Source organism: Enterococcus sulfureus ATCC 49903 (assembly GCF_000407605.1).
GTDB classification, from domain to species: domain Bacteria; phylum Bacillota; class Bacilli; order Lactobacillales; family Enterococcaceae; genus Enterococcus_G; species Enterococcus_G sulfureus.
Map to the genome: position 1 here is coordinate 100,645 of NZ_ASWO01000003.1, position 18,537 is coordinate 119,181.

The 18,537-nt window shown below is 37.8% G+C and carries 17 protein-coding genes; 16 read left to right on the plus strand and 1 reads right to left on the minus strand.

The features are described 5' to 3' along the window. The first annotated feature begins 234 nt into the window (after positions 1–234). The 7 genes from I573_RS04300 to cydC all read left to right on the plus strand — a co-directional run bounded on the left by I573_RS04300 (position 235) and on the right by cydC (position 9,353). Entirely contained in the window at positions 235–993 is a 759-nt protein-coding gene (locus I573_RS04300) for a (Fe-S)-binding protein (protein WP_016186164.1), read from the plus strand. A gap of 12 nt (positions 994–1,005) precedes the next feature. Further along, complete coding sequence (locus tag I573_RS04305) at positions 1,006–2,493, plus strand: LutB/LldF family L-lactate oxidation iron-sulfur protein (RefSeq protein ID WP_016186163.1); 1,488 nt, start codon at positions 1,006–1,008, stop codon at positions 2,491–2,493. After that, the gene (locus tag I573_RS04310) at positions 2,477–3,184 is read left to right on the plus strand and encodes a LutC/YkgG family protein (RefSeq protein ID WP_016186162.1); all 708 of its coding nucleotides are present in this window, start codon (positions 2,477–2,479) and stop codon (positions 3,182–3,184) included. The genes I573_RS04305 and I573_RS04310 overlap by 17 nt, the downstream gene beginning before the upstream one ends. Before the next feature lie 275 nt (positions 3,185–3,459). Beyond that, positions 3,460–4,881, plus strand: coding sequence for a cytochrome ubiquinol oxidase subunit I (locus tag I573_RS04315; protein WP_016186161.1), 1,422 nt, complete (start codon positions 3,460–3,462; stop codon positions 4,879–4,881). Then, positions 4,881–5,891 (plus strand): cytochrome d ubiquinol oxidase subunit II, encoded by a 1,011-nt coding sequence (gene cydB, locus I573_RS04320; RefSeq protein ID WP_016186160.1) that lies wholly within the window; start codon positions 4,881–4,883, stop codon positions 5,889–5,891. The genes I573_RS04315 and cydB overlap by 1 nt, the downstream gene beginning before the upstream one ends. A gap of 2 nt (positions 5,892–5,893) precedes the next feature. After that, entirely contained in the window at positions 5,894–7,615 is a 1,722-nt protein-coding gene (gene cydD / locus I573_RS04325) for a thiol reductant ABC exporter subunit CydD (protein ID WP_016186159.1), read from the plus strand. Then, entirely contained in the window at positions 7,608–9,353 is a 1,746-nt protein-coding gene (cydC, locus tag I573_RS04330; protein WP_016186158.1) for a thiol reductant ABC exporter subunit CydC, read from the plus strand. The genes cydD and cydC overlap by 8 nt, the downstream gene beginning before the upstream one ends. Before the next feature lie 27 nt (positions 9,354–9,380). Here the strand turns inward: cydC and I573_RS04335 are convergent, their stop codons facing one another. Continuing rightward, on the minus strand, positions 9,381–10,151 hold the full coding sequence (locus I573_RS04335; protein ID WP_016186157.1) for a hypothetical protein: 771 nt from the start codon (positions 10,149–10,151) through the stop codon (positions 9,381–9,383). A gap of 173 nt (positions 10,152–10,324) precedes the next feature. Here I573_RS04335 and I573_RS04340 point away from each other — a divergent pair, with 173 nt between their 5' ends. The 9 genes from I573_RS04340 (at position 10,325) to rsmB (ending at position 18,535) form a co-directional block, all read left to right on the plus strand. Then, positions 10,325–11,038 (plus strand): class A sortase, encoded by a 714-nt coding sequence (locus I573_RS04340; RefSeq protein ID WP_016186156.1) that lies wholly within the window; start codon positions 10,325–10,327, stop codon positions 11,036–11,038. 18 nt (positions 11,039–11,056) lie between these two features. Beyond that, positions 11,057–11,272: a YdbC family protein gene (locus I573_RS04345; RefSeq protein ID WP_016186155.1), complete on the plus strand. Its 216-nt coding sequence runs from the start codon at positions 11,057–11,059 to the stop codon at positions 11,270–11,272. Positions 11,273–11,278: 6 nt separating this feature from the next. Then, entirely contained in the window at positions 11,279–12,166 is an 888-nt protein-coding gene (locus I573_RS04350) for a YicC/YloC family endoribonuclease (RefSeq protein WP_245555064.1), read from the plus strand. Between the two features lie 129 nt (positions 12,167–12,295). Beyond that, entirely contained in the window at positions 12,296–12,910 is a 615-nt protein-coding gene (gene gmk, locus I573_RS04355; RefSeq protein ID WP_016186153.1) for a guanylate kinase, read from the plus strand. A 5-nt stretch (positions 12,911–12,915) separates the two neighbouring features. After that, entirely contained in the window at positions 12,916–13,221 is a 306-nt protein-coding gene (gene rpoZ, locus I573_RS04360) for a DNA-directed RNA polymerase subunit omega (RefSeq protein ID WP_016186152.1), read from the plus strand. Positions 13,222–13,364: 143 nt separating this feature from the next. Beyond that, complete coding sequence (gene priA, locus I573_RS04365; RefSeq protein WP_016186151.1) at positions 13,365–15,752, plus strand: primosomal protein N'; 2,388 nt, start codon at positions 13,365–13,367, stop codon at positions 15,750–15,752. 11 nt (positions 15,753–15,763) lie between these two features. Beyond that, on the plus strand, positions 15,764–16,255 hold the full coding sequence (gene def / locus I573_RS04370; protein ID WP_016186150.1) for a peptide deformylase: 492 nt from the start codon (positions 15,764–15,766) through the stop codon (positions 16,253–16,255). Continuing rightward, on the plus strand, positions 16,248–17,192 hold the full coding sequence (gene fmt / locus I573_RS04375) for a methionyl-tRNA formyltransferase (RefSeq protein WP_016186149.1): 945 nt from the start codon (positions 16,248–16,250) through the stop codon (positions 17,190–17,192). The genes def and fmt overlap by 8 nt, the downstream gene beginning before the upstream one ends. Further along, entirely contained in the window at positions 17,189–18,535 is a 1,347-nt protein-coding gene (gene rsmB, locus I573_RS04380) for a 16S rRNA (cytosine(967)-C(5))-methyltransferase RsmB (RefSeq protein ID WP_016186148.1), read from the plus strand. Before fmt ends, rsmB begins: the two co-directional genes overlap by 4 nt. The last annotated feature ends 2 nt before the right edge of the window (positions 18,536–18,537 follow it).

An 18,537-nucleotide genomic window follows, 5' to 3' on the forward strand; every position in this document is an offset into this window, starting at 1 on the left:
TTTTACTATGTGAAAATGAATCAGTTTAGAATCATTACATTTTTAAATTTTTCAATGAAATAATCTAAAAATAAAAGAAATAAATATCCATTAAAGCGGACAGAGAGTGATTCTTTGTCTGTTTTTTTAGGATTTTTTTTACGTTGTGTTTATTTGTGAAAAAAATATTTAACTTTTGTTTTTTGTGAAAAAAGGGAGTATAATGGAATTATTCTAGTGTAGGAGATGACGGTGATGAAAGTCAGTTTGTTCACGAGCTGTGTAGTAGATGCTTTATTTCCAAATGTATCGATTGCAATCGTTGAGGTATTAGAACGTTTAGGAGTCGAAGTGCTTTATCCAGAGTCGCAAGTGTGTTGTGGCCAACCAACCTTAAATAGCGGCTACAAAGAAGAATCACGAAAAGTATTGATCAACCAATTAAATGCCTTTAAAGACGCTGATTATGTGGTAGGAGCTGCTGGGAGTTGTACGGCCTCGATGCGTGAATATGCAACGTTTTTCAAAGATGATCCGGAATACTATGAAGAAGCGGTCAAATTGCATGATAAGACGTATGAGTTTACACAATTTTTATATCATGTGTTAGGGATGCGAGATTTAGGCGCTACGTTAAATGCTAAAGTGACCTATCATCGATCTTGTCACATGACACGCTTACTTGGAGAAAAAGAATCTCCTTTCGCTTTAATGAACTATGTCAAAGGGTTAGAGTACGTAGAACTGCCTCATTTAGAAAATTGTTGTGGATTTGGCGGGACATTTTCGGTCAAAGAACCGATTATCTCTAACGCGATGGTAACGGAAAAAGTTCAAGATGTACTCGCAACCGAGGCTGAAGTGCTGATTAGTGCCGATATGGCTTGTCTTATGAATATTGGAGGCAAACTAAATCGTGAAGGACATCCAATTACGATTATGCACATTGCAGAAGTACTCAATCATGAGGTTGATGAATCAAGAATCACACAGCCTAATTTGGTTCAAGTGTAGGGGGAAGCGAAAATGGGATTAAAGACAAGTTCAAAAACTTTCGATGAGCGTTGTGAGGAAAATATTCAAGACGAACAGATGCAAGCCGCGCTAAAAAAAGCACAAGATGCACAATGGATCAAACGAGAAGCAGCACGTGATCAATTAGGGAATTGGGAACAATGGCGTGAATTAGGCCAACAGATTCGTCAACATACTTTAGCCTATTTACCTGACTATTTAGAACAATTTAGCGATAACGTTGAAAAAAATGGTGGAACGGTTCTGTTTGCTCAAACCGAAGCACAAGCACAAGAATATGTACGTCAAATCGTAGAAGAAAAAAAGATTCATAATATTGTGAAATCAAAATCGATGGTGACGACTGAAGTTGGATTGGATCCAATGTTTGAAGCGATGGAAGGTGTCGATGTTGTTGAAACGGATTTAGCAGAATTTATTTTACAAATGGATAACTGGGATGAGCCCTCTCATATTGTCTTTCCGGCCGTTCATAAAAATCGACAACAAGTTAAAATGATTTTCGAAAAGCTAGGGTATGTAGGAAGCGATGATCCAGAAATGCTCGCAAAGTTTGCGCGTGAAGTTCTACGTGATCGATTTTTGAAAGCTGATTTAGGGATATCCGGTTGTAATTTTGCGATTGCTGATAGTGGTATGATCAATTTGGTAACCAATGAAGGAAATGCCGATTTAGCGATTAGTATTCCAAAAACGCAAATTGTATTAATGGGAATGGAACGCATTGTACCGACTTTGAAAGAAGCGGATGTGCTGGACAATCTTCTTTGTCGTAGTGCTGTGGGTCAAAAATTGACGAGTTATGTGACCTTTGCGGGACGAAAAAAAGCTGAAGAGGCAGATGGACCTGAAGATTTTTATGTGATCATTGTCGACAACGGCCGCTCAAAAGCTTTAGGTACGCAATTTCAAGAAATGTTGCAATGTATTCGTTGTGGTGCTTGTTTAAATGTTTGCCCAGTTTATCGACATATTGGAGGACATGGCTATGGATCGATTTATCCAGGGCCAATGGGTGCTGTGTTATCACCGATCTTAGGTGGTTATGAGGAGTTTGGTGAATTGCCTTACGCGTCTAGTCTGTGTGGTGCTTGTACAGATACTTGTCCAGTAAAAATCCCATTACACCAACTGTTGATTGAACATCGGACGGTCATGACCAATGAACTAAATATGCAACATGGGATGGATGATGCGACGATGAAGATGATTGGTCGTGTAACAGCTTCACCGATTGTATTTAATATGGTACAAAAAGTTGATCATCTAGGTGCCGGCGTATTAGCGAAAAAAACAGAACCAAGCGTAAAAAATCTGTATCAATTTGGTGGTTATCTAGATAAGGCACCAGCTATGGCAAAAAATTGGACGACTTATCGCGATTTTCCTCGTCCACCAAAGAGCAAAGATAATTTTAGAAAATGGTTTAAAGAACACCAAGCACAAAAAGGAGTGGCAACTAATGGACATAAACGCTAAAAAAGCCAAGAAAGAAAAATTTTTAAATCACTTAGCGGAACGTTTAGACTATACGAGACACTCCGTCCAGCCGTTGACTTATCGTAATGACTTGCCACATGAAACTTTAGATCACTTAGATCAAGCAGCGTTGTTCGATGTTTTTTTAGCACAATGTGAAACGTTGCATTGCCATGTAGTTTCTACACCAAAAAAATATTTAGCTCAAGCACTGACAGATCAAATTGAACGCTATCAAGGTGGATCGCTATTATATTCTGATGATCCTCGTTTTATTAAATATGAATTGCAAGATTTTTTAAAGGATGAAAACGCAAAAATTTGGCAAAAAGGTGCAGATCAACGTGATATAAATATAGTGAATGCACAGCAAGCCAATATTGGGATTGTTTTTGGTGAATATCTATTAGCTGAGTCTGGTACTGTTGTTGTGGAAACCAGTCCAGGACAAGGCCGATCTATTCACTTTCTCCCTAAACATTATATTGCGATTGTCCCTAAAAGTTGTTTAGTTAGTCGTATGACGAAAGTTACAGATATTTATGCGAAAAAAATTGCGCATGGTGAAGCGATTGGATCAGCGATTCATTTTATTTCAGGACCGTCAAATTCTGGTGACATCGAGATGGTATTGGTAGAAGGAGTCCATGGTCCACTAAGCGTAACCTATTTAGTAATCGAAGACGATTAATCAACGAAGTTTTAATCTATATATAGGTAAGAATAAATTTATGATTTATGAGAAATTTATGTGGAAAACGGTTTATTTTGAACGAATCGGTTGCAATAATCGAGAATTTCCCTAATATTGATAGTGGATAATGCTCGATCCATCTGTTTTTGTTTGGTGTAGTTTTTCACAGATTAGTTCGTGAAAAAGACCACTTGTGGAACAAATTAGTTGTTTGGGAGTATCTAGGAATTATACTGTACACATCGTACAAAAAATGAATTGGAGGAATAGAAATGGATATCGTTACATTGGCTCGAATCCAATTTGCCATGACGACAATTTTTCACTTTTTCTTTGTACCACTATCTATTGGTACTGTGTTTATTGTTGCAATTATGGAAACACTTTATGTGCGAACAAAAGATGAAACCTATAAAAAAATGGCAAAATTTTGGGCTCAAATCATGTTGCTTAGTTTCGCGGTAGGAGTTGTAACTGGGATCATTCAAGAGTTTCAATTTGGAATGAACTGGTCTGACTACTCACGTTTTGTTGGAGATATTTTTGGTGCACCACTTGCAGTTGAAGCATTGCTTGCCTTTTTCTTGGAATCAACATTCTTAGGATTATGGATGTTTACATGGGACCGAGTAAAACCGGGAGTACATGCTTTATTTATCTGGTTAGTTGGTTTTGGCTCATTAATGTCAGCTTTTTGGATTATCGTGGCAAATGCGTTTATGCAGCATCCAAAAGGATACCAAATTGAAAATGGACGTGCGGTCATGACAGATTTTAGTGCACTATTGAAAAATCCACAATTATGGTATGAATTTTCTCACGTTATTGCCGCAGCGATCTTAACCGGTGGTATCGTAGTAGCAGGACTTTCAGCATTTAGAATTTTAAAGAAAAAAGACTTATCCGCTGTATCTGAGAAGATTTATAAAAAATCATTACGTGTTGGTTTAGTCGTATCACTAGTGGGTTCGATTTCTGTTTTAGCAGCTGGAGACTTCCAAATGAAAGCTCTAGTTGAAGATCAACCAATGAAATTTGCCGCAACTGAAGGATTATATGAAACTTCGGGTGATCCAGCATCATGGACATTGATCGCTTGGGCAAATGAAGCGAAAAAAGAACGTGTATTTGGAATCGAAGTTCCTTATATGCTAAGTATTCTTTCTTATCATAAACTTTCTGGTTCGGTAGAAGGAATGAACGAAATTAACAAAAAATTAGTAGCAGAATATGGGGATCGTAACTACTATCCTCCAGTAAACACACTATTTTGGACATTCCGTATCATGGCAGGTTTTGGTGCTTTGATGTTTGTGGTCTCTGCTCTAGGCTTGTTCTTAACACGTAAGAAAAAACCGGTATTGTACGAGAAAAAATGGTTGCTATGGGTTCTAGGATTAATGACATTTGCACCTTTCTTAGCCAATACTTCAGGTTGGTTAGTAACCGAATTAGGTCGTTATCCTTGGACCGTTTATGGACTATTTACAATTGAACAAAGTGTATCACCTAATGTATCTGTGGCTTCCTTGATGTTCTCAAATACAGTATACTTCTTATTATTTGCAGGACTTGGTGCAACAATGGTGTACTTAGTTATTCGCGAATTGAAAAAAGGTCCTGAATATGTGGATCATCAACATGCAGCAGATGCAAAACCAGCCATTGATCCATTTGATGGAGGTGCATTCTAATGTCAACATTACAGTTAGTTTGGTTTACATTGATTGGTGTATTATTTTCAGGTTTCTTTTTCCTAGAAGGATTTGACTTTGGTGTTGGGATGGCTGTTCAAACGTTAGCACATAACGATGAAGAGCAAGATCAAGTCATCAATACGATCGGACCTGTTTGGGATGGAAATGAAGTATGGTTATTAACAGCTGGTGGCGCGATGTTTGCATCGTTCCCATATTGGTATGCTTCATTATTTAGTGGATATTACTTAATTTTATTTATTATTTTATTTGGATTAATTATCCGTGGGGTGTCATTTGAATTCCGTCATAAAGTTCCAGAAAAAAATAAAAACTTTTGGAACTGGACACTGACAATCGGAAGTACGATCGTACCATTTTTCTTTGGAATCTTATTTATTAGTATGATTCAAGGAATGCCAATTGATGCTAGTGGAAATCTTTCTGCGACATTCACAGATTACATTAACGTCTTCTCAGTCGTAGGAGGAGTAGCTTTAACGTTACTTTCTTACTTACATGGATTAAATTATATTTCATTGAAAACAGAAGGTCCTGTACGTGAACGTGCGCGTAACTATGCCAAAGCATTATACGCTGTCCTTTACGTTGGATTGGTAGCATTTGCTGTTTTAATGTATTTCCAAACTGATTTTTATGAAAAACATTTTGCAACAACATTAGGTTTGACTCTTGTAATCGTAGTGTTAACAGTTATTGCAAATATCTCAGTCTTTAAAGAAAAAGAACTACTTGCCTTTTTAGCAAGTGGATTTACAATGATTGCTTTAGTTGCGTTATTATTTACGGGATTATTCCCACGCGTAATGGTTAGTTCAATTAGTAGTGATTATGACTTGTTGATTAAAACAGCATCATCTTCACCTTATACATTGAAAATCATGACGTACATGTCGTTTACGTTGTTACCATTTGTTTTAGCCTACACAGCTTGGGCTTACTATGTGTTTAGAAAACGAGTAACGGTCAATATGAAAGGATACTAAGAATGATTGATAAAGCGATTATGCGCTTGCCTAACATTCGAAAGATCATGGGAGTGCTTGCAGGATATGCTATCTTGCAAGCTCTCTTTATAATTGGACAAGCTTACACGCTTGCAACTGTGATCACTCATTTGTGGGAAGGGCAAAAGTTAACAGAACAACTTGGGATGGTGGCGGCATTTTTTATATGCTATGCCTTACGTCATGTCATTACGTATCTACGAGATAAGTTACTAGATCATTTTGCACAGGAACAAGCAAAAACATTACGACATGAGTTGTTACAAAAAATATTTCGAGTTGGACCGACACTCGTACAAGATCAAGGAACTGGAAATATGATTACGATGGCTTTAGAAGGAATTTCAAAAGTCGAAAATTATATTCATTTGATTTTAGCCAAAGTCATGAATATGATGATTATTCCTTGGTTGATTTTAGCGGTAGTCTTTTTATTGGATTGGGAATCAGGCGTGGTATTGATTTTAGTATTTCCTCTAATCATTGTCTTTATGATTATTTTAGGCTACGCTGCTCAAGCCAAAGCAGACCGTCAGTACCATGCATTTCAGTTGTTATCGAATCACTTTATTGATTCACTTAGAGGGATCGATACACTAAAAATCTTTGGCCTAAGTAAACGTTATGGTAGAAGTATCTACAATACGAGTGAAGAATTTCGTAAAGCGACAATGAGCACCTTACGTATTGGGATCTTATCGACATTTGCTTTAGACTTTTTCACAACGTTATCTGTAGCGATCGTTGCGGTGTTGTTAGGACTACGTTTGATAAATGAAGGAATCTTATTATTCCCTGCTTTGACAGTCTTGATTTTATCACCGGAATATTTCTTACCTGTTCGTGATTTTTCAAGCGATTATCATGCAACACTAGATGGAAAAAATGCGATGACAGCGATCCGTGAAGTCTTGGAATTACCAGAACATGACCCAGAAATCAAATCGTTACCAGAAATGACAAATCAAACGGTTTTAGAACTTCGTGATATCGAATTTGGATATGAAACAACTCCAACTTTATATCCTTTTGATTTGAATTTACATGGGACGAAAAAAGTCGGAATTATTGGAATGAGCGGTTCTGGTAAATCGACGTTGATTGATGTATTGAGTGGATTTTTATCACCAAATGCCGGAACGATTCGTTTAAACGGTACATCAGTGGATAGCTTAGCACAACCAGATTGGCAGAAACAAATGCTGTATATTCCACAGAACCCGTATATTTTTCAATTATCTTTAGTTGAAAATATTACATTTTATACTCCAGATGCCTCAAAAGAAGCAATCGATGAGGCCGTTGAAGTTGCCGGATTAACCGAATTAGTTGCCGAATTGCCAGATGGTCTAGCGACTCAAATCGGTGATGGCGCTCGAGCGTTGAGTGGAGGACAAGCACAACGTATTGCACTTGCTCGCGCTTTTCTGGATAAAGAACGCCGCATTCTGTTACTGGATGAACCAACAGCGCATTTAGATATCGAAACGGAAATTGAGATCAAAGAAAGAATGCTTCCTTTGATGGAAAACCGCTTAGTCTTTTTTGCGACCCATCGCTTGCATTGGATGCATCAAATGGACCATATCTTAGTATTAGAACAAGGGAGAGTTGTAGAACAAGGAAGCTTTGCCGAGTTAGCTGCTAAAAAAGGTCATTTTTATGAATTGACTAAACAAATGAGGAGGGATGATAATGTTTAAAATTCCTCTATTTAAAGCATTTGAAAAGGATACATGGATCAAACCGTTTTTAAAGCAATATAAACGTTCTCTTTATTTAGCGCTATTTTTAGGCTTCATGACATTCTTTTGTGCTGGAGCATTGATGTTTGTCTCGGGTTATTTAATTAGTCGCGCAGCCTCAATTCCTGAAAATATTTTGCTGATCTATATTCCAATTGTGCTTACACGTGCATTTGGGATCGGTCGACCTGTTTTTCGTTATATTGAAAGACTAACAAGTCACAATTGGGTGTTACGTCTGACCTCGACGTTACGCTTGAAACTTTATACAGTATTAGAAAAAGATGCCATTTTTTTCAAACGGAATTTTAAAATCGGAGATATCTTAGGGTTGTTAGCTGAAGATATCAACCATATCGAAAATCTTTATTTAAGAACCGTTTTTCCGACGATCATTGCCTGGATATTATATGCTTTTGTGGTGATTGGACTAGGTTTTTATTCGCTTTGGTTTGCTCTAGTGATGGCCCTTTTATTATTTGTCGTGGTCTTTGTTTTTCCACTTTATTCCGTACTACTAAATGGTGCACGTCAAGAAAAAGAAAAACAACTAAAAAATGCTCTATATACTGATTTAACAGATAATGTCATGGGTGTTTCAGATTGGATTTTCAGTCAACGTGGGACAGATTATGTGACAAGTTATGTTGCAAATGAGCAACAACTTTATGATATTCAAAATGAATTGCGTAAGTTTAACCGTATCCGTAATTTCTTATTGCAACTTTATTTTGGATTAATTGCCATTAGTCTGATTTTATGGACGAGTCAACGTTTTGTTGGGGATCATGGTGGGGCAGCCAATTGGATTGCAGCATTTGTTCTTAGTCTGTTTCCTTTAATCGATGCATTTGCTGTTTTACCTGATGCAGCACAAGAAACAAATATTTATAAAGACTCTTTGGAACGTCTAAATGGATTAGCCGAAAAAGCAGAAGTTTCCCCTACGACTTTACCGGAAGCTGCGGCTTTGGATTTGCGTATCAAGCAAGTAAGTTTTTCTTATCCTAATGAAACGAAAAACGTGTTAGATCAATTAGATCTAGTGATTCCTCAAGGTGAAAAAATGGCGATACTTGGACGTAGTGGGTCGGGAAAAAGTACGTTAGCTTCGTTGATCCGCGGTGATTTAACACCAACGAAAGGTTCAGTAGAACTAGCAGGTATTCCAACCAATCAACTAGGCGATTCGATCTCAGATACAATCGGTGTGATCCAGCAGACACCTTATTTATTTAGAACCACGATATTAAATAATGTACGTTTAGGAAATGAAGCAGCCTCTGAAGCTGAAGTTTGGGATGTCTTAGATCGGGTAGGATTAAAAACTTTAGTTGAGCAATTACCTGAAGGATTGCAAACGATGGTGGATGAAGCGGGTTTACGTTTTTCTGGTGGAGAACGTCATCGAATGGCACTAGCGCGTATTTTATTAAAAGATACTCCAATCGTGCTACTAGATGAACCTACTGTCGGACTTGATCCGATTACCGAGCAAGCCTTGATCGATACCTTTTTTAGTCAGTTATCTGATAAAACAGTAATTTGGATTACACATCATTTACAAGGGATTGACCAAATGCAACGGGTTATTTTTATTGAGAATGGAAAATTAGAACTTTCTGGTTCACCACAAGAATTATTTGAAACGAGTTCGCGTTATCGTAAGTTGAAATCGATTGATGAAGGACGTTAAAAAAACACCGCTTATAGCGGTGTTTTTTTAAATAAAAGACATAAATGAGGCTGGCGCGTCACTTAAATGAAGCGTCCATGATCGATCTTGAAGTTGATAGATCAATTCACCTGCATAGCGTTCCAGTGAGATCTCTTTATTGGATACCAATTCTTGATCAGCTAAGTAAAGTGGTAAATGAAATTCATGTGTGTCGGTAGTCGCTTGGTCAAATGAGAGAACTAATCCTTCTTTGGTGTACTCATGTAATTGTTTAATGATTTCTAGTGGGACATCCGCAACCGGAATCGGTCGCTTGAAAAACGTTCGTTTATCGTTCACTCTTTCTAATGTTTGACGTTTGATTTTTCCAGCCAATACACGATAGAATTCATCTAAATAGCGATAATAAATTCGAGAGACGCGCTGTGGTAAATCAAAATAAACGAAATTATTTTGCAATTTGTAAAAAAAAGGAGAACGTAAATGTGTACGCATATGGCCGAAATAGAGTAACTCAGAGACCTCTAATGGTGATAATTCGCGTAACATAGATAAGTCAGAAAAATCGATCCATTTATTTTCTTCTCCAAGACGTTGTTTGGTTACGATTTGAGCATACTGTTCGACGGCATCTACGCCGCGTACGATTTTTAAACCTGTATGCGATTCATAGTCGCCATAAGTCGAGGCAGGATTTAATAAAAGCAGATTTTTTGGGGGATGTATGATGCCTGTATGAAAATCAGCAGCTTGCAGTCCTCTGGTCATGACGATATTACTAGTTGTATCGATATGGATATAGATTGATTGTTTCACAGATGATCCCCCCTTTTTACAGATTTCTTCAGTCTCTATTCTACAATAAAATCTCAGAGTTTTATTTTAAGATTTGATTACAAGATAAGAATCATTCTTATATTCAGGTAAGAATAAAACGTTCACTTAAAAATCATGGTAAACTAGAGAGAGAAAAACATGAGGAGGATACGATGAAAAAGAAAAAAGGAGTCCTAAATTGGGTCACAAATTTGTTTTTAGTTGTGCTATTACTCATCGGATTAGCGCTTGTATTTAATAATCAAATCAAATATTTATTAATGTCTTGGAATACATCAAAATATGATGTAACAGCTGTAACGGCATCTGAAATCAAAGAAAATGAAAAAAAGCCTGCTACATTTGATTTTGATGGTGTACAACCATTGAGTACACAAGCGGTACTGGAAGCACAGTTTAGCAATAAACGTTTACCCGTTATTGGAGGGATTGCGATCCCTAGTGTGGGAATCAATTTACCTATTTTTAAAGGATTAGCAAACGAAGCTCTTTTATTTGGAGCGGGTACATTTAGTGAAACGCAAAAAATGGGTGAAGGCAACTACGCGCTTGCAAGCCATCGGACTGATCGAGCGGATTTATTATTTACACCACTTGAGGAATTTGAAGTAGGAAATATTATCTATTTAACAGATCTAGAAAAGATTTATTCCTATAAAGCTTATGACAAACAAAGGGTTGCGCCTACTCAAACGGAAGTATTGAATGATGTGCCAAATAAAAAAGTCGTCACGTTAGTCACTTGTGGTGATTTATCGGCCACTACGCGAATTATTGTACAAGGAGAACTAACAGCGATCACACCCATCAAGGAAGCAACAGATGAAATGATGGCAGCGTTCCAAATGGAGCAAAAAACTTATTAGTATTTAAGGAGGAACAACATGAGTGAATTTAGCTATGAAATCGTTGAAGAAATCAGTGTATTGTCTAGTAATGCTAAAGGATGGCAAAAAGAGCTAAATCTAGTTAGCTGGAACGGACGACCACCGAAATTCGATTTACGTGATTGGGGACCAAATCATGAGAAAATGGGGAAAGGTGTCACATTAACCAATGAAGAATTTGCGGCTTTAAAAGAAATTATTACCCGTATGTAGAGGAGAATGACAGTGAAAAGTATGACAGGTTTTGGTCGTGGAGAAGTAGAAAATGACCAAATGAGTGTTGTAATCGAGCTTAAAAGCGTGAATCATCGTTTTTTAGATTGTCAGTTTCATATGCCAAGGCAACTGAGCGAATGGGAAAATGCGCTGCGTCAAGTGATAAAAAAAGAAGTTGCGCGAGGGCGCATCGATATTTATGTCACAATAGAATTTAAAGTAGCTACTCCAAAAACAACGCATATCGACTGGGAAGCAATTGAACAGGTTCTGGAAGAAACTAGTAAAGAAAGCCAGAAACGATTTGGTTTTGTACCAGATAGAGCACGTTTAGTCACACAATTATTACAGCAAGAAGAATTTATGACGATTTCAGAAAAATCGATTGCTTTAGATCATTATCAAGAACTTATATTTAAAGCACTTGATCTTGCAGTGGCACATTTGATCGATACTCGTAGTACTGAAGGACAATATCTTCATGCGATTTTAGTCGAACAGCAAGCACTTATTCAAGCCGAGTATGAAAATATTATGATGCATACTGAAACGATCGAGCAAGAACAAGAAGAAAAATTACTTCAAGCTGTGCGCTTGCGTGTAGGGGAAGCCATCGACGACACAAGAATCTTGACAGAAGTGGCTTTACTATTAGAACGCGGAGATATCCATGAAGAATTGGATCGTTTGCGTGTCCACTTACAACAATTGACGAATTTAATTGCAAAACCACATCCAATCGGTCGGGAATTAGACTTTTTAATTCAAGAATTCAATCGTGAAGTCAATACGATCGGATCTAAAACGGCTAGTATCGAGATTAAAAATAGTGTAGTGGCATTAAAGACAACGATTGAAAAAATGCGAGAGCAAGTTCAAAATATAGAATAACATTGATTATGAGAAGGATTAAAGTAGTTTTTTAATCAAATTCTCGTTATAATGAAGTAGTTCTTGAAACTTAATGAAAAAAAGTGCACAATAGACGATAAGTATATTTTAGTGTGAAAGGACGTCGTTATGACAGAACGAGGATTATTGATCGTGCTATCTGGGCCTTCTGGTGTAGGTAAAGGAACGGTGCGTAAAGCGATATTTGATAGCGAAGGAAATGATTTTCAATACTCTATCTCAATGACTACACGTAATAAACGAGTAGGAGAAGTTGAAGGGGTCGATTATTATTTTCGTAGTCGCGAAGAATTTGAAGCGTTGATTGAAGCTGGTGAGATGTTGGAGTATGCCGAGTACGTTGGAAATTATTATGGAACACCATTGTCTTATGTGCGTAAAACTTTAGATGAAGGTAAAGATGTCTTTTTAGAAATCGAAGTACAAGGTGCCAAGCAAGTAAAAGAGAAAATGCCAGACGGTGTATTTATCTTTTTAACACCACCAGACTTAAGTGAATTACGCTCACGTATTGTTGGACGTGGAACAGATGATTTAGAAGTGATCGATGCTAGAATGAAAATTGCGCGTGAAGAGATCGAAATGATGGCTCTTTACGATTATGCAGTCGTCAACGATCAAGTCCCTTTAGCTGTTGAACGAATTAAAAAAATCATTGATACCGAACACGTCAGAGTCGATCGCGTGATTGGTAAATATAGAAAAATGTTAGAGGAGTTGTAACCCATATGATGTTAAAACCATCTATCGATTCATTGTTGGATCGTGTGAATTCGAAGTATTCATTAGTTATTTTAGCGAGCAAACGTGCGCATGAGTTAGATGCTGGAGCGAATGCAACATTAGAAAATTTCGAGTCAGTAAAAAGTGTTGGACAAGCACTAGAAGAAATCGATGCGGAAACAGTTATCGTAGATCCACATCCAGAAGTCAAACGTGCTCGTATTCGTTTAGAAGAAGAAGAACGCAAAGCGAAAAAAGAACAAGAACAAAAAGAATTAGAACAACGCATTCGTCAAGAACAAAAATTATAATTATTTTTTGGGGACAGAGTTTGGTAGCTAACCATGCTCTGTCTATTCTTTTTCTTTAGAGAAACTTAGTGAAGTTCTTCGTATCAATTACAGACAAATGCTTCGAAGTTTAGTAAAATAGGGCCAGATAAGGAGGTCGTTCGATGGAGAAAGTAGCAGAAGTCATTGTGGACGTACCGACTAGACAAACAGATCAACCATTTACTTATAGAGTATCCGAATCCTTAAAAGACATCCTTGAAATAGGTATGCGTGTTGAAGTGCCATTTGGAAATGGTAATCGTCATATTCAAGGATTTGTAGTAGGATTTTCACAAAAAGAACTGAATATGGAGTTAAAAGAAATCACACGTTGTATCGATTTAGCACCTGTTTTGAATTCAGAACTATTGGATTTGGCAGACTATATGAAAGAGAAAACTTTTTCATTTAAAATCACTTGCCTACAAACGATGTTACCAAGTGTGATGAAGGCAAAATATGAGAAAATAATCGTACGTCTAAAAGACCATGAACAGTGCGATCAACAGTTGTTTAAAGGGGCTGATTCTGTATTGTTTGAAGATGCGACTGTGTCCTTAAAGCAGATTAAACAATGGCGTGACCAAGAAATTATCGACATCCAGTACTTGGTCAAGCAACAAAATCGCGCACGTACGATTCGGTATGTTCGTTCCTTAGTGACTCGGCATAATTTTGACCAATTTACAGATCAGATTCGTAAAGGAGCAAAACGCAAAGTTCAGTTATTGGACGTATTGACACGAACTGAATTTCAACCCACTACATTTTATACTGAGCAAGGAATCAGTGCCACAGTTTTGCGACAGGCACAAAAAGATGGTTGGCTAGCATTTGAAGAAGTAGAAATGTATCGTGATCCTTATGCAGACCGACAATTTGCACAAACTGAAGCGCTGACTTTAAATGACGAACAAGAGATTGCTGTGGAAACAATTTTAGCTAAACCTCAGCATGAAGTGTTTTTATTAGAAGGTATCACGGGTAGTGGAAAGACAGAAGTATACTTACAGTCTATTGCCGCAGTATTAGCACAAGGCAAAACGGCTATGATGCTCGTTCCAGAAATTGCATTAACACCACAAATGGTCGAACGGTTCAAAGGTCGTTTCGGTGAAGCTGTTGCTGTGCTCCACAGTGGCTTATCCAAAGGAGAAAAATATGATGAGTGGCGTAAAATCGAGCGTAAAGAAGCTAAGGTTGTAGTTGGGGCTCGTTCAGCAGTATTTGCTCCTCTAGAAAATATCGGTCTAATCGTCGTAGATGAAGAGCATGAAGCAAGCTATAAGCAAGAAGAAAGTCCACGTTATCATGCAAGAGATTTGGCGATTTGGCGTGGAAACTACCATAATTGTCCGGTAGTGTTAGGAAGTGCGACACCTTCATTAGAGTCACGCGCTCGAGCACAAAAAGGCGTATATCACTTTTTAAAACTGACCAAACGCGGAAACAAAGCAGCGCTCTTACCACAAGTTGAAGTGGTGGACATGCGTGAAGAGATGATCCATCAAGGTAGTGAGACCTTCTCGAGAGTGTTACAGGAAAAAATCCGTGATCGCTTGCTAAAAAACGAGCAGATCGTATTGTTATTAAACCGTCGTGGATATTCTTCATTTGTCATGTGTCGTGACTGTGGATTTGTTTTGCCTTGTCCCAATTGTGATATTTCGCTAACATTACATATGGATACTAAAACAATGAGATGTCATTATTGTGGTCACGAGGAGAAGATTCCACATCGTTGTCCAAATTGCCAAAGCAATAAAATTCGATATTATGGTACAGGAACACAAAAGGTCGAAGAAGAATTGACCCAACTTTTTCCAGAAGCAGCAGTTTTACGTATGGATGTAGATACGACACGTAAAAAGGGTGCGCATGAAAAAATTTTGCGCGACTTTGGTGAAAAGAAAGCATCGATCTTGTTAGGTACACAGATGATCGCTAAAGGATTAGATTTTCCAGATATCACATTAGTAGGTGTATTAAATGCAGACACCTCCTTAAATCTTCCTGATTTTCGTTCTGGAGAGCGAACCTTTCAATTGCTGACCCAAGTGAGTGGTCGGGCAGGACGAGCAGATAAGTTGGGTGAAGTCGTGATTCAAACCTTTAATCCAGATCATCATGCGATCCTCTTAGCGCAACAGCAAAACTATGAACGGTTTTATCAACAAGAGATGTTTATTCGACATGAAACAGGTTATCCACCTTATTTTTTCACTGTCAAAGTGGTCGCAAGTCATGAAAAAGAAGAAGTGGCAGCAAAAAAAATGTATCAAATCCATCAACGTTTGCAACAAGTGTTAAGTCCTCAGGCACGCATGCTCGGACCAACCCCAAGTGCAATTTTACGGATTAAAAATCGCTATTATTATCAGTTGATCATTAAGTATAAACAAGAACCAAACTTATTTCCATTGTTGCAAGAAATTATGCAATCTAGTCAATTAGACCAAAAAAGTGGCTTGTTTCTTTCGATTGACAATGAGCCATTATCATTTATTTAAAGGAGGTAGCTATGCGCTATCCTATTTTGATCCATCCAGATGAACAATTAAGAAAACCATGTGAACCCATCGATCAAATCACTGATGAATTGGTTGTACTATTAGAAGATATGTATGAAACAATGGTCGCTCACGATGGTGTTGGTATTGCAGCACCACAAATTGGAAAAAATATCCAAGTTGCAGTAGTTGAAGTCGAAGAAAATGATCGATTTGAATTGATCAACCCACGCATTATCGATCGTAAAGGTAAAGATATCGATATCGAAGGCTGTTTAAGTATGCCTCATGTTTTTGGTACAGTAGAACGAGCTGAAGAAATTACGGTACGCTATTTTGATCGTGATGGGGACGAAATCGAAGTGACAGCATTTGGATATCTTGCTCGTGCGATCCAACATGAAATCGACCATTTGCATGGCGTTTTGTTTACAGATAAAGTAATTGAACGAATTGCTGAAGAAGACTTAGAATCTTATTACGAGGAGCATTTAGATGACTAAAATTGTATTTATGGGTACACCTGTATTTTCTGTTCCGATTTTACAAGGATTAGTAGAATCAGGATATGAAGTAGTTGCAGTCGTGACGCAACCTGATCGTCCAGTTGGGCGTAAAAAAATCATTCAAGCTACACCAGTTAAAGAAGCTGCTCTGGCATTAGAAATTCCTGTATTACAGCCAGAAAAAATCTCTGGTTCACCTGAGGTCGCAATCATCCAAGAGTTAGCTCCTGATTTGATCGTTACCGCTGCCTTCGGTCAATTTTTACCAGAAAGCGTATTGTCTATTCCTAAAATTGCAGCAATCAACGTGCATGCTTCTTTACTTCCTAAATATCGTGGCGGCGCACCAGTTCATTACGCTATTATGGAAGGCGAGGATAAGACCGGTGTGACGATCATGGAAATGATCAAGAAAATGGATGCAGGTGGTATTTACGCGCAAAAAGAAATTCCAATCACAAAAGAAGACAATGTGGGGATCATGTTTGATAAATTAAGCCTTGTTGGACGTGAGTTGCTCTTAAAAGCACTACCGGCTATTATTGAAGGGCAAACACCAACGCCTCAAGATGAGAGTCAAGTGACTTTTTCACCAAATATTACACGCGAACAAGAAGCGATTGATTGGACAAAAACGGCGGATCAAATCGATTGCCAAGTTCGTGGGATGTTTCCTTGGCCGATTGCCTTTACGACTTATCAAGATACGCGTTGGAAGATTCGCAGCGTACGTGTTGTGGAAGAAGTGACCGATCAAGTTCCGGGAACAATCATCAAGTGTACAAAAAAAGAACTATGGATTGCTTGCGGTAACCAAACTGTCCTTGCAATCGAGGAGTTACAACCAGCAGGTAAAAGTGTTCAAAATATCCAAGCCTTTTTAAATGGTGCGGGTCAAACTATTCAGCAAGCAGATAAGGTAGGGAATGCATGAAACAATCGATTGAAAAAACAGTCCGTTTTGTCGCACTTTCATTAATTGAACGTGTCGAAAAAGGAGGCGCCTATTCTAATTTGTTGATCAAAGAAGAAATCGAGCGCAATCAATTAAATGAAAAAGATGCTAGATTATTAACGGAACTGGTTTATGGAACGATCAGCAATCAAATTCGTTTAGATTTTTATTTAGCACCATTTTTAAAAAAAGCCAAGAAAGTTCATCCGTGGGTACAACAATTATTACGTCTTTCCGTTTATCAAATGGAGTTTTTAGATAAGATACCGACTCATGCGATTTTCAACGAAGCAGTTGAGATTGCAAAACATCGTGGAAATCCTGGTATCGGAAAATTTGTGAATGGTGTATTGCGTACATTCCAACGGCAAGGAGCACCTACTCTAGAAACATTACAAGAAGATGAGCGATTATCAGTCGAATTTAGTTTGCCAATGTGGTTCGTTAAACGTCTCGTTGCCCAAATCGGTCATACGCAAACACAGTTACTAGGAGAATCTTTGATGCGCCCTAGTCATGTGAGTGCTCGAGTGGATACACGTCAGATTTCACGCAAAAAAGCAATCGATTTTTTACATGAAGAAGAGCTAGAAGTACGTGAAAGTTATCTATCCAAGTATGGTGTAGTAGCAGAAAAAGGCTTTTTAGCAAAAAGTAATTTATTTAAATCTGGAAAGATGACGATTCAAGATGAAAGTTCTATGCTTGTCGCTCCTGTTATGCAGATTCAACCGGAGCATCATGTGTTAGATGCTTGTGCGGCTCCAGGCGGAAAAACGACTCATATTGCGACTTTCTTAGATCAAGAAAAAGGTGGACGCGTGACCGCATTAGATATTCATGCGCATAAAGTGAAATTGATCGAAGAAAATGCAACTCGTTTGCATGTCGAAGAAGTCGTTTGGGCAGAAAAAATGGATGCTAGAGAAGCCGGAGAACAGTTTGCTTCTGAAACGTTTGATCGAATATTAGTCGATGCACCATGTTCTGGATTAGGATTGATTCGTCGTAAACCAGATATTAAATTTAGTAAGACAGAAAAAGATTTTGCAAATCTGCCTAAGATTCAATTGGCCATTTTAGAAAGTGTTGCGCCTACATTGAAATCAGAGGGACTATTAGTCTATAGTACTTGTACGATTTTAGATCAAGAAAACAATGAAGTAGTCGATGCCTTTTTGGCCAAACATCCAGAATTCGAAAAAGTAACACCAGAAGTAAATCATTATGTACAATCTGCCATTAAAGAGGATGTACTTACGATTTATCCACATACATTCCATACAGATGGCTTTTTCATAAGCTGTTTACGAAAAAAGTAATG

What these genes read in the sequence shown, in the direction of transcription:
- I573_RS04300 (WP_016186164.1), top strand. Translation starts at nt 235, where the DNA reads ATGAAAGTCAGTTTGTTCACGAGCTGTGTAGTAGATGCTTTATTTCCA.
- I573_RS04305 (WP_016186163.1), top strand. Translation starts at nt 1,006, where the DNA reads ATGGGATTAAAGACAAGTTCAAAAACTTTCGATGAGCGTTGTGAGGAA.
- I573_RS04310 (WP_016186162.1), top strand. Translation starts at nt 2,477, where the DNA reads ATGGACATAAACGCTAAAAAAGCCAAGAAAGAAAAATTTTTAAATCAC.
- I573_RS04315 (WP_016186161.1), top strand. Translation starts at nt 3,460, where the DNA reads ATGGATATCGTTACATTGGCTCGAATCCAATTTGCCATGACGACAATT.
- cydB (WP_016186160.1), top strand. Translation starts at nt 4,881, where the DNA reads ATGTCAACATTACAGTTAGTTTGGTTTACATTGATTGGTGTATTATTT.
- cydD (WP_016186159.1), top strand. Translation starts at nt 5,894, where the DNA reads ATGATTGATAAAGCGATTATGCGCTTGCCTAACATTCGAAAGATCATG.
- cydC (WP_016186158.1), top strand. Translation starts at nt 7,608, where the DNA reads ATGTTTAAAATTCCTCTATTTAAAGCATTTGAAAAGGATACATGGATC.
- I573_RS04340 (WP_016186156.1), top strand. Translation starts at nt 10,325, where the DNA reads ATGAAAAAGAAAAAAGGAGTCCTAAATTGGGTCACAAATTTGTTTTTA.
- I573_RS04345 (WP_016186155.1), top strand. Translation starts at nt 11,057, where the DNA reads ATGAGTGAATTTAGCTATGAAATCGTTGAAGAAATCAGTGTATTGTCT.
- I573_RS04350 (WP_245555064.1), top strand. Translation starts at nt 11,279, where the DNA reads ATGACAGTGAAAAGTATGACAGGTTTTGGTCGTGGAGAAGTAGAAAAT.
- gmk (WP_016186153.1), top strand. Translation starts at nt 12,296, where the DNA reads ATGACAGAACGAGGATTATTGATCGTGCTATCTGGGCCTTCTGGTGTA.
- rpoZ (WP_016186152.1), top strand. Translation starts at nt 12,916, where the DNA reads ATGATGTTAAAACCATCTATCGATTCATTGTTGGATCGTGTGAATTCG.
- priA (WP_016186151.1), top strand. Translation starts at nt 13,365, where the DNA reads ATGGAGAAAGTAGCAGAAGTCATTGTGGACGTACCGACTAGACAAACA.
- def (WP_016186150.1), top strand. Translation starts at nt 15,764, where the DNA reads ATGCGCTATCCTATTTTGATCCATCCAGATGAACAATTAAGAAAACCA.
- fmt (WP_016186149.1), top strand. Translation starts at nt 16,248, where the DNA reads ATGACTAAAATTGTATTTATGGGTACACCTGTATTTTCTGTTCCGATT.
- rsmB (WP_016186148.1), top strand. Translation starts at nt 17,189, where the DNA reads ATGAAACAATCGATTGAAAAAACAGTCCGTTTTGTCGCACTTTCATTA.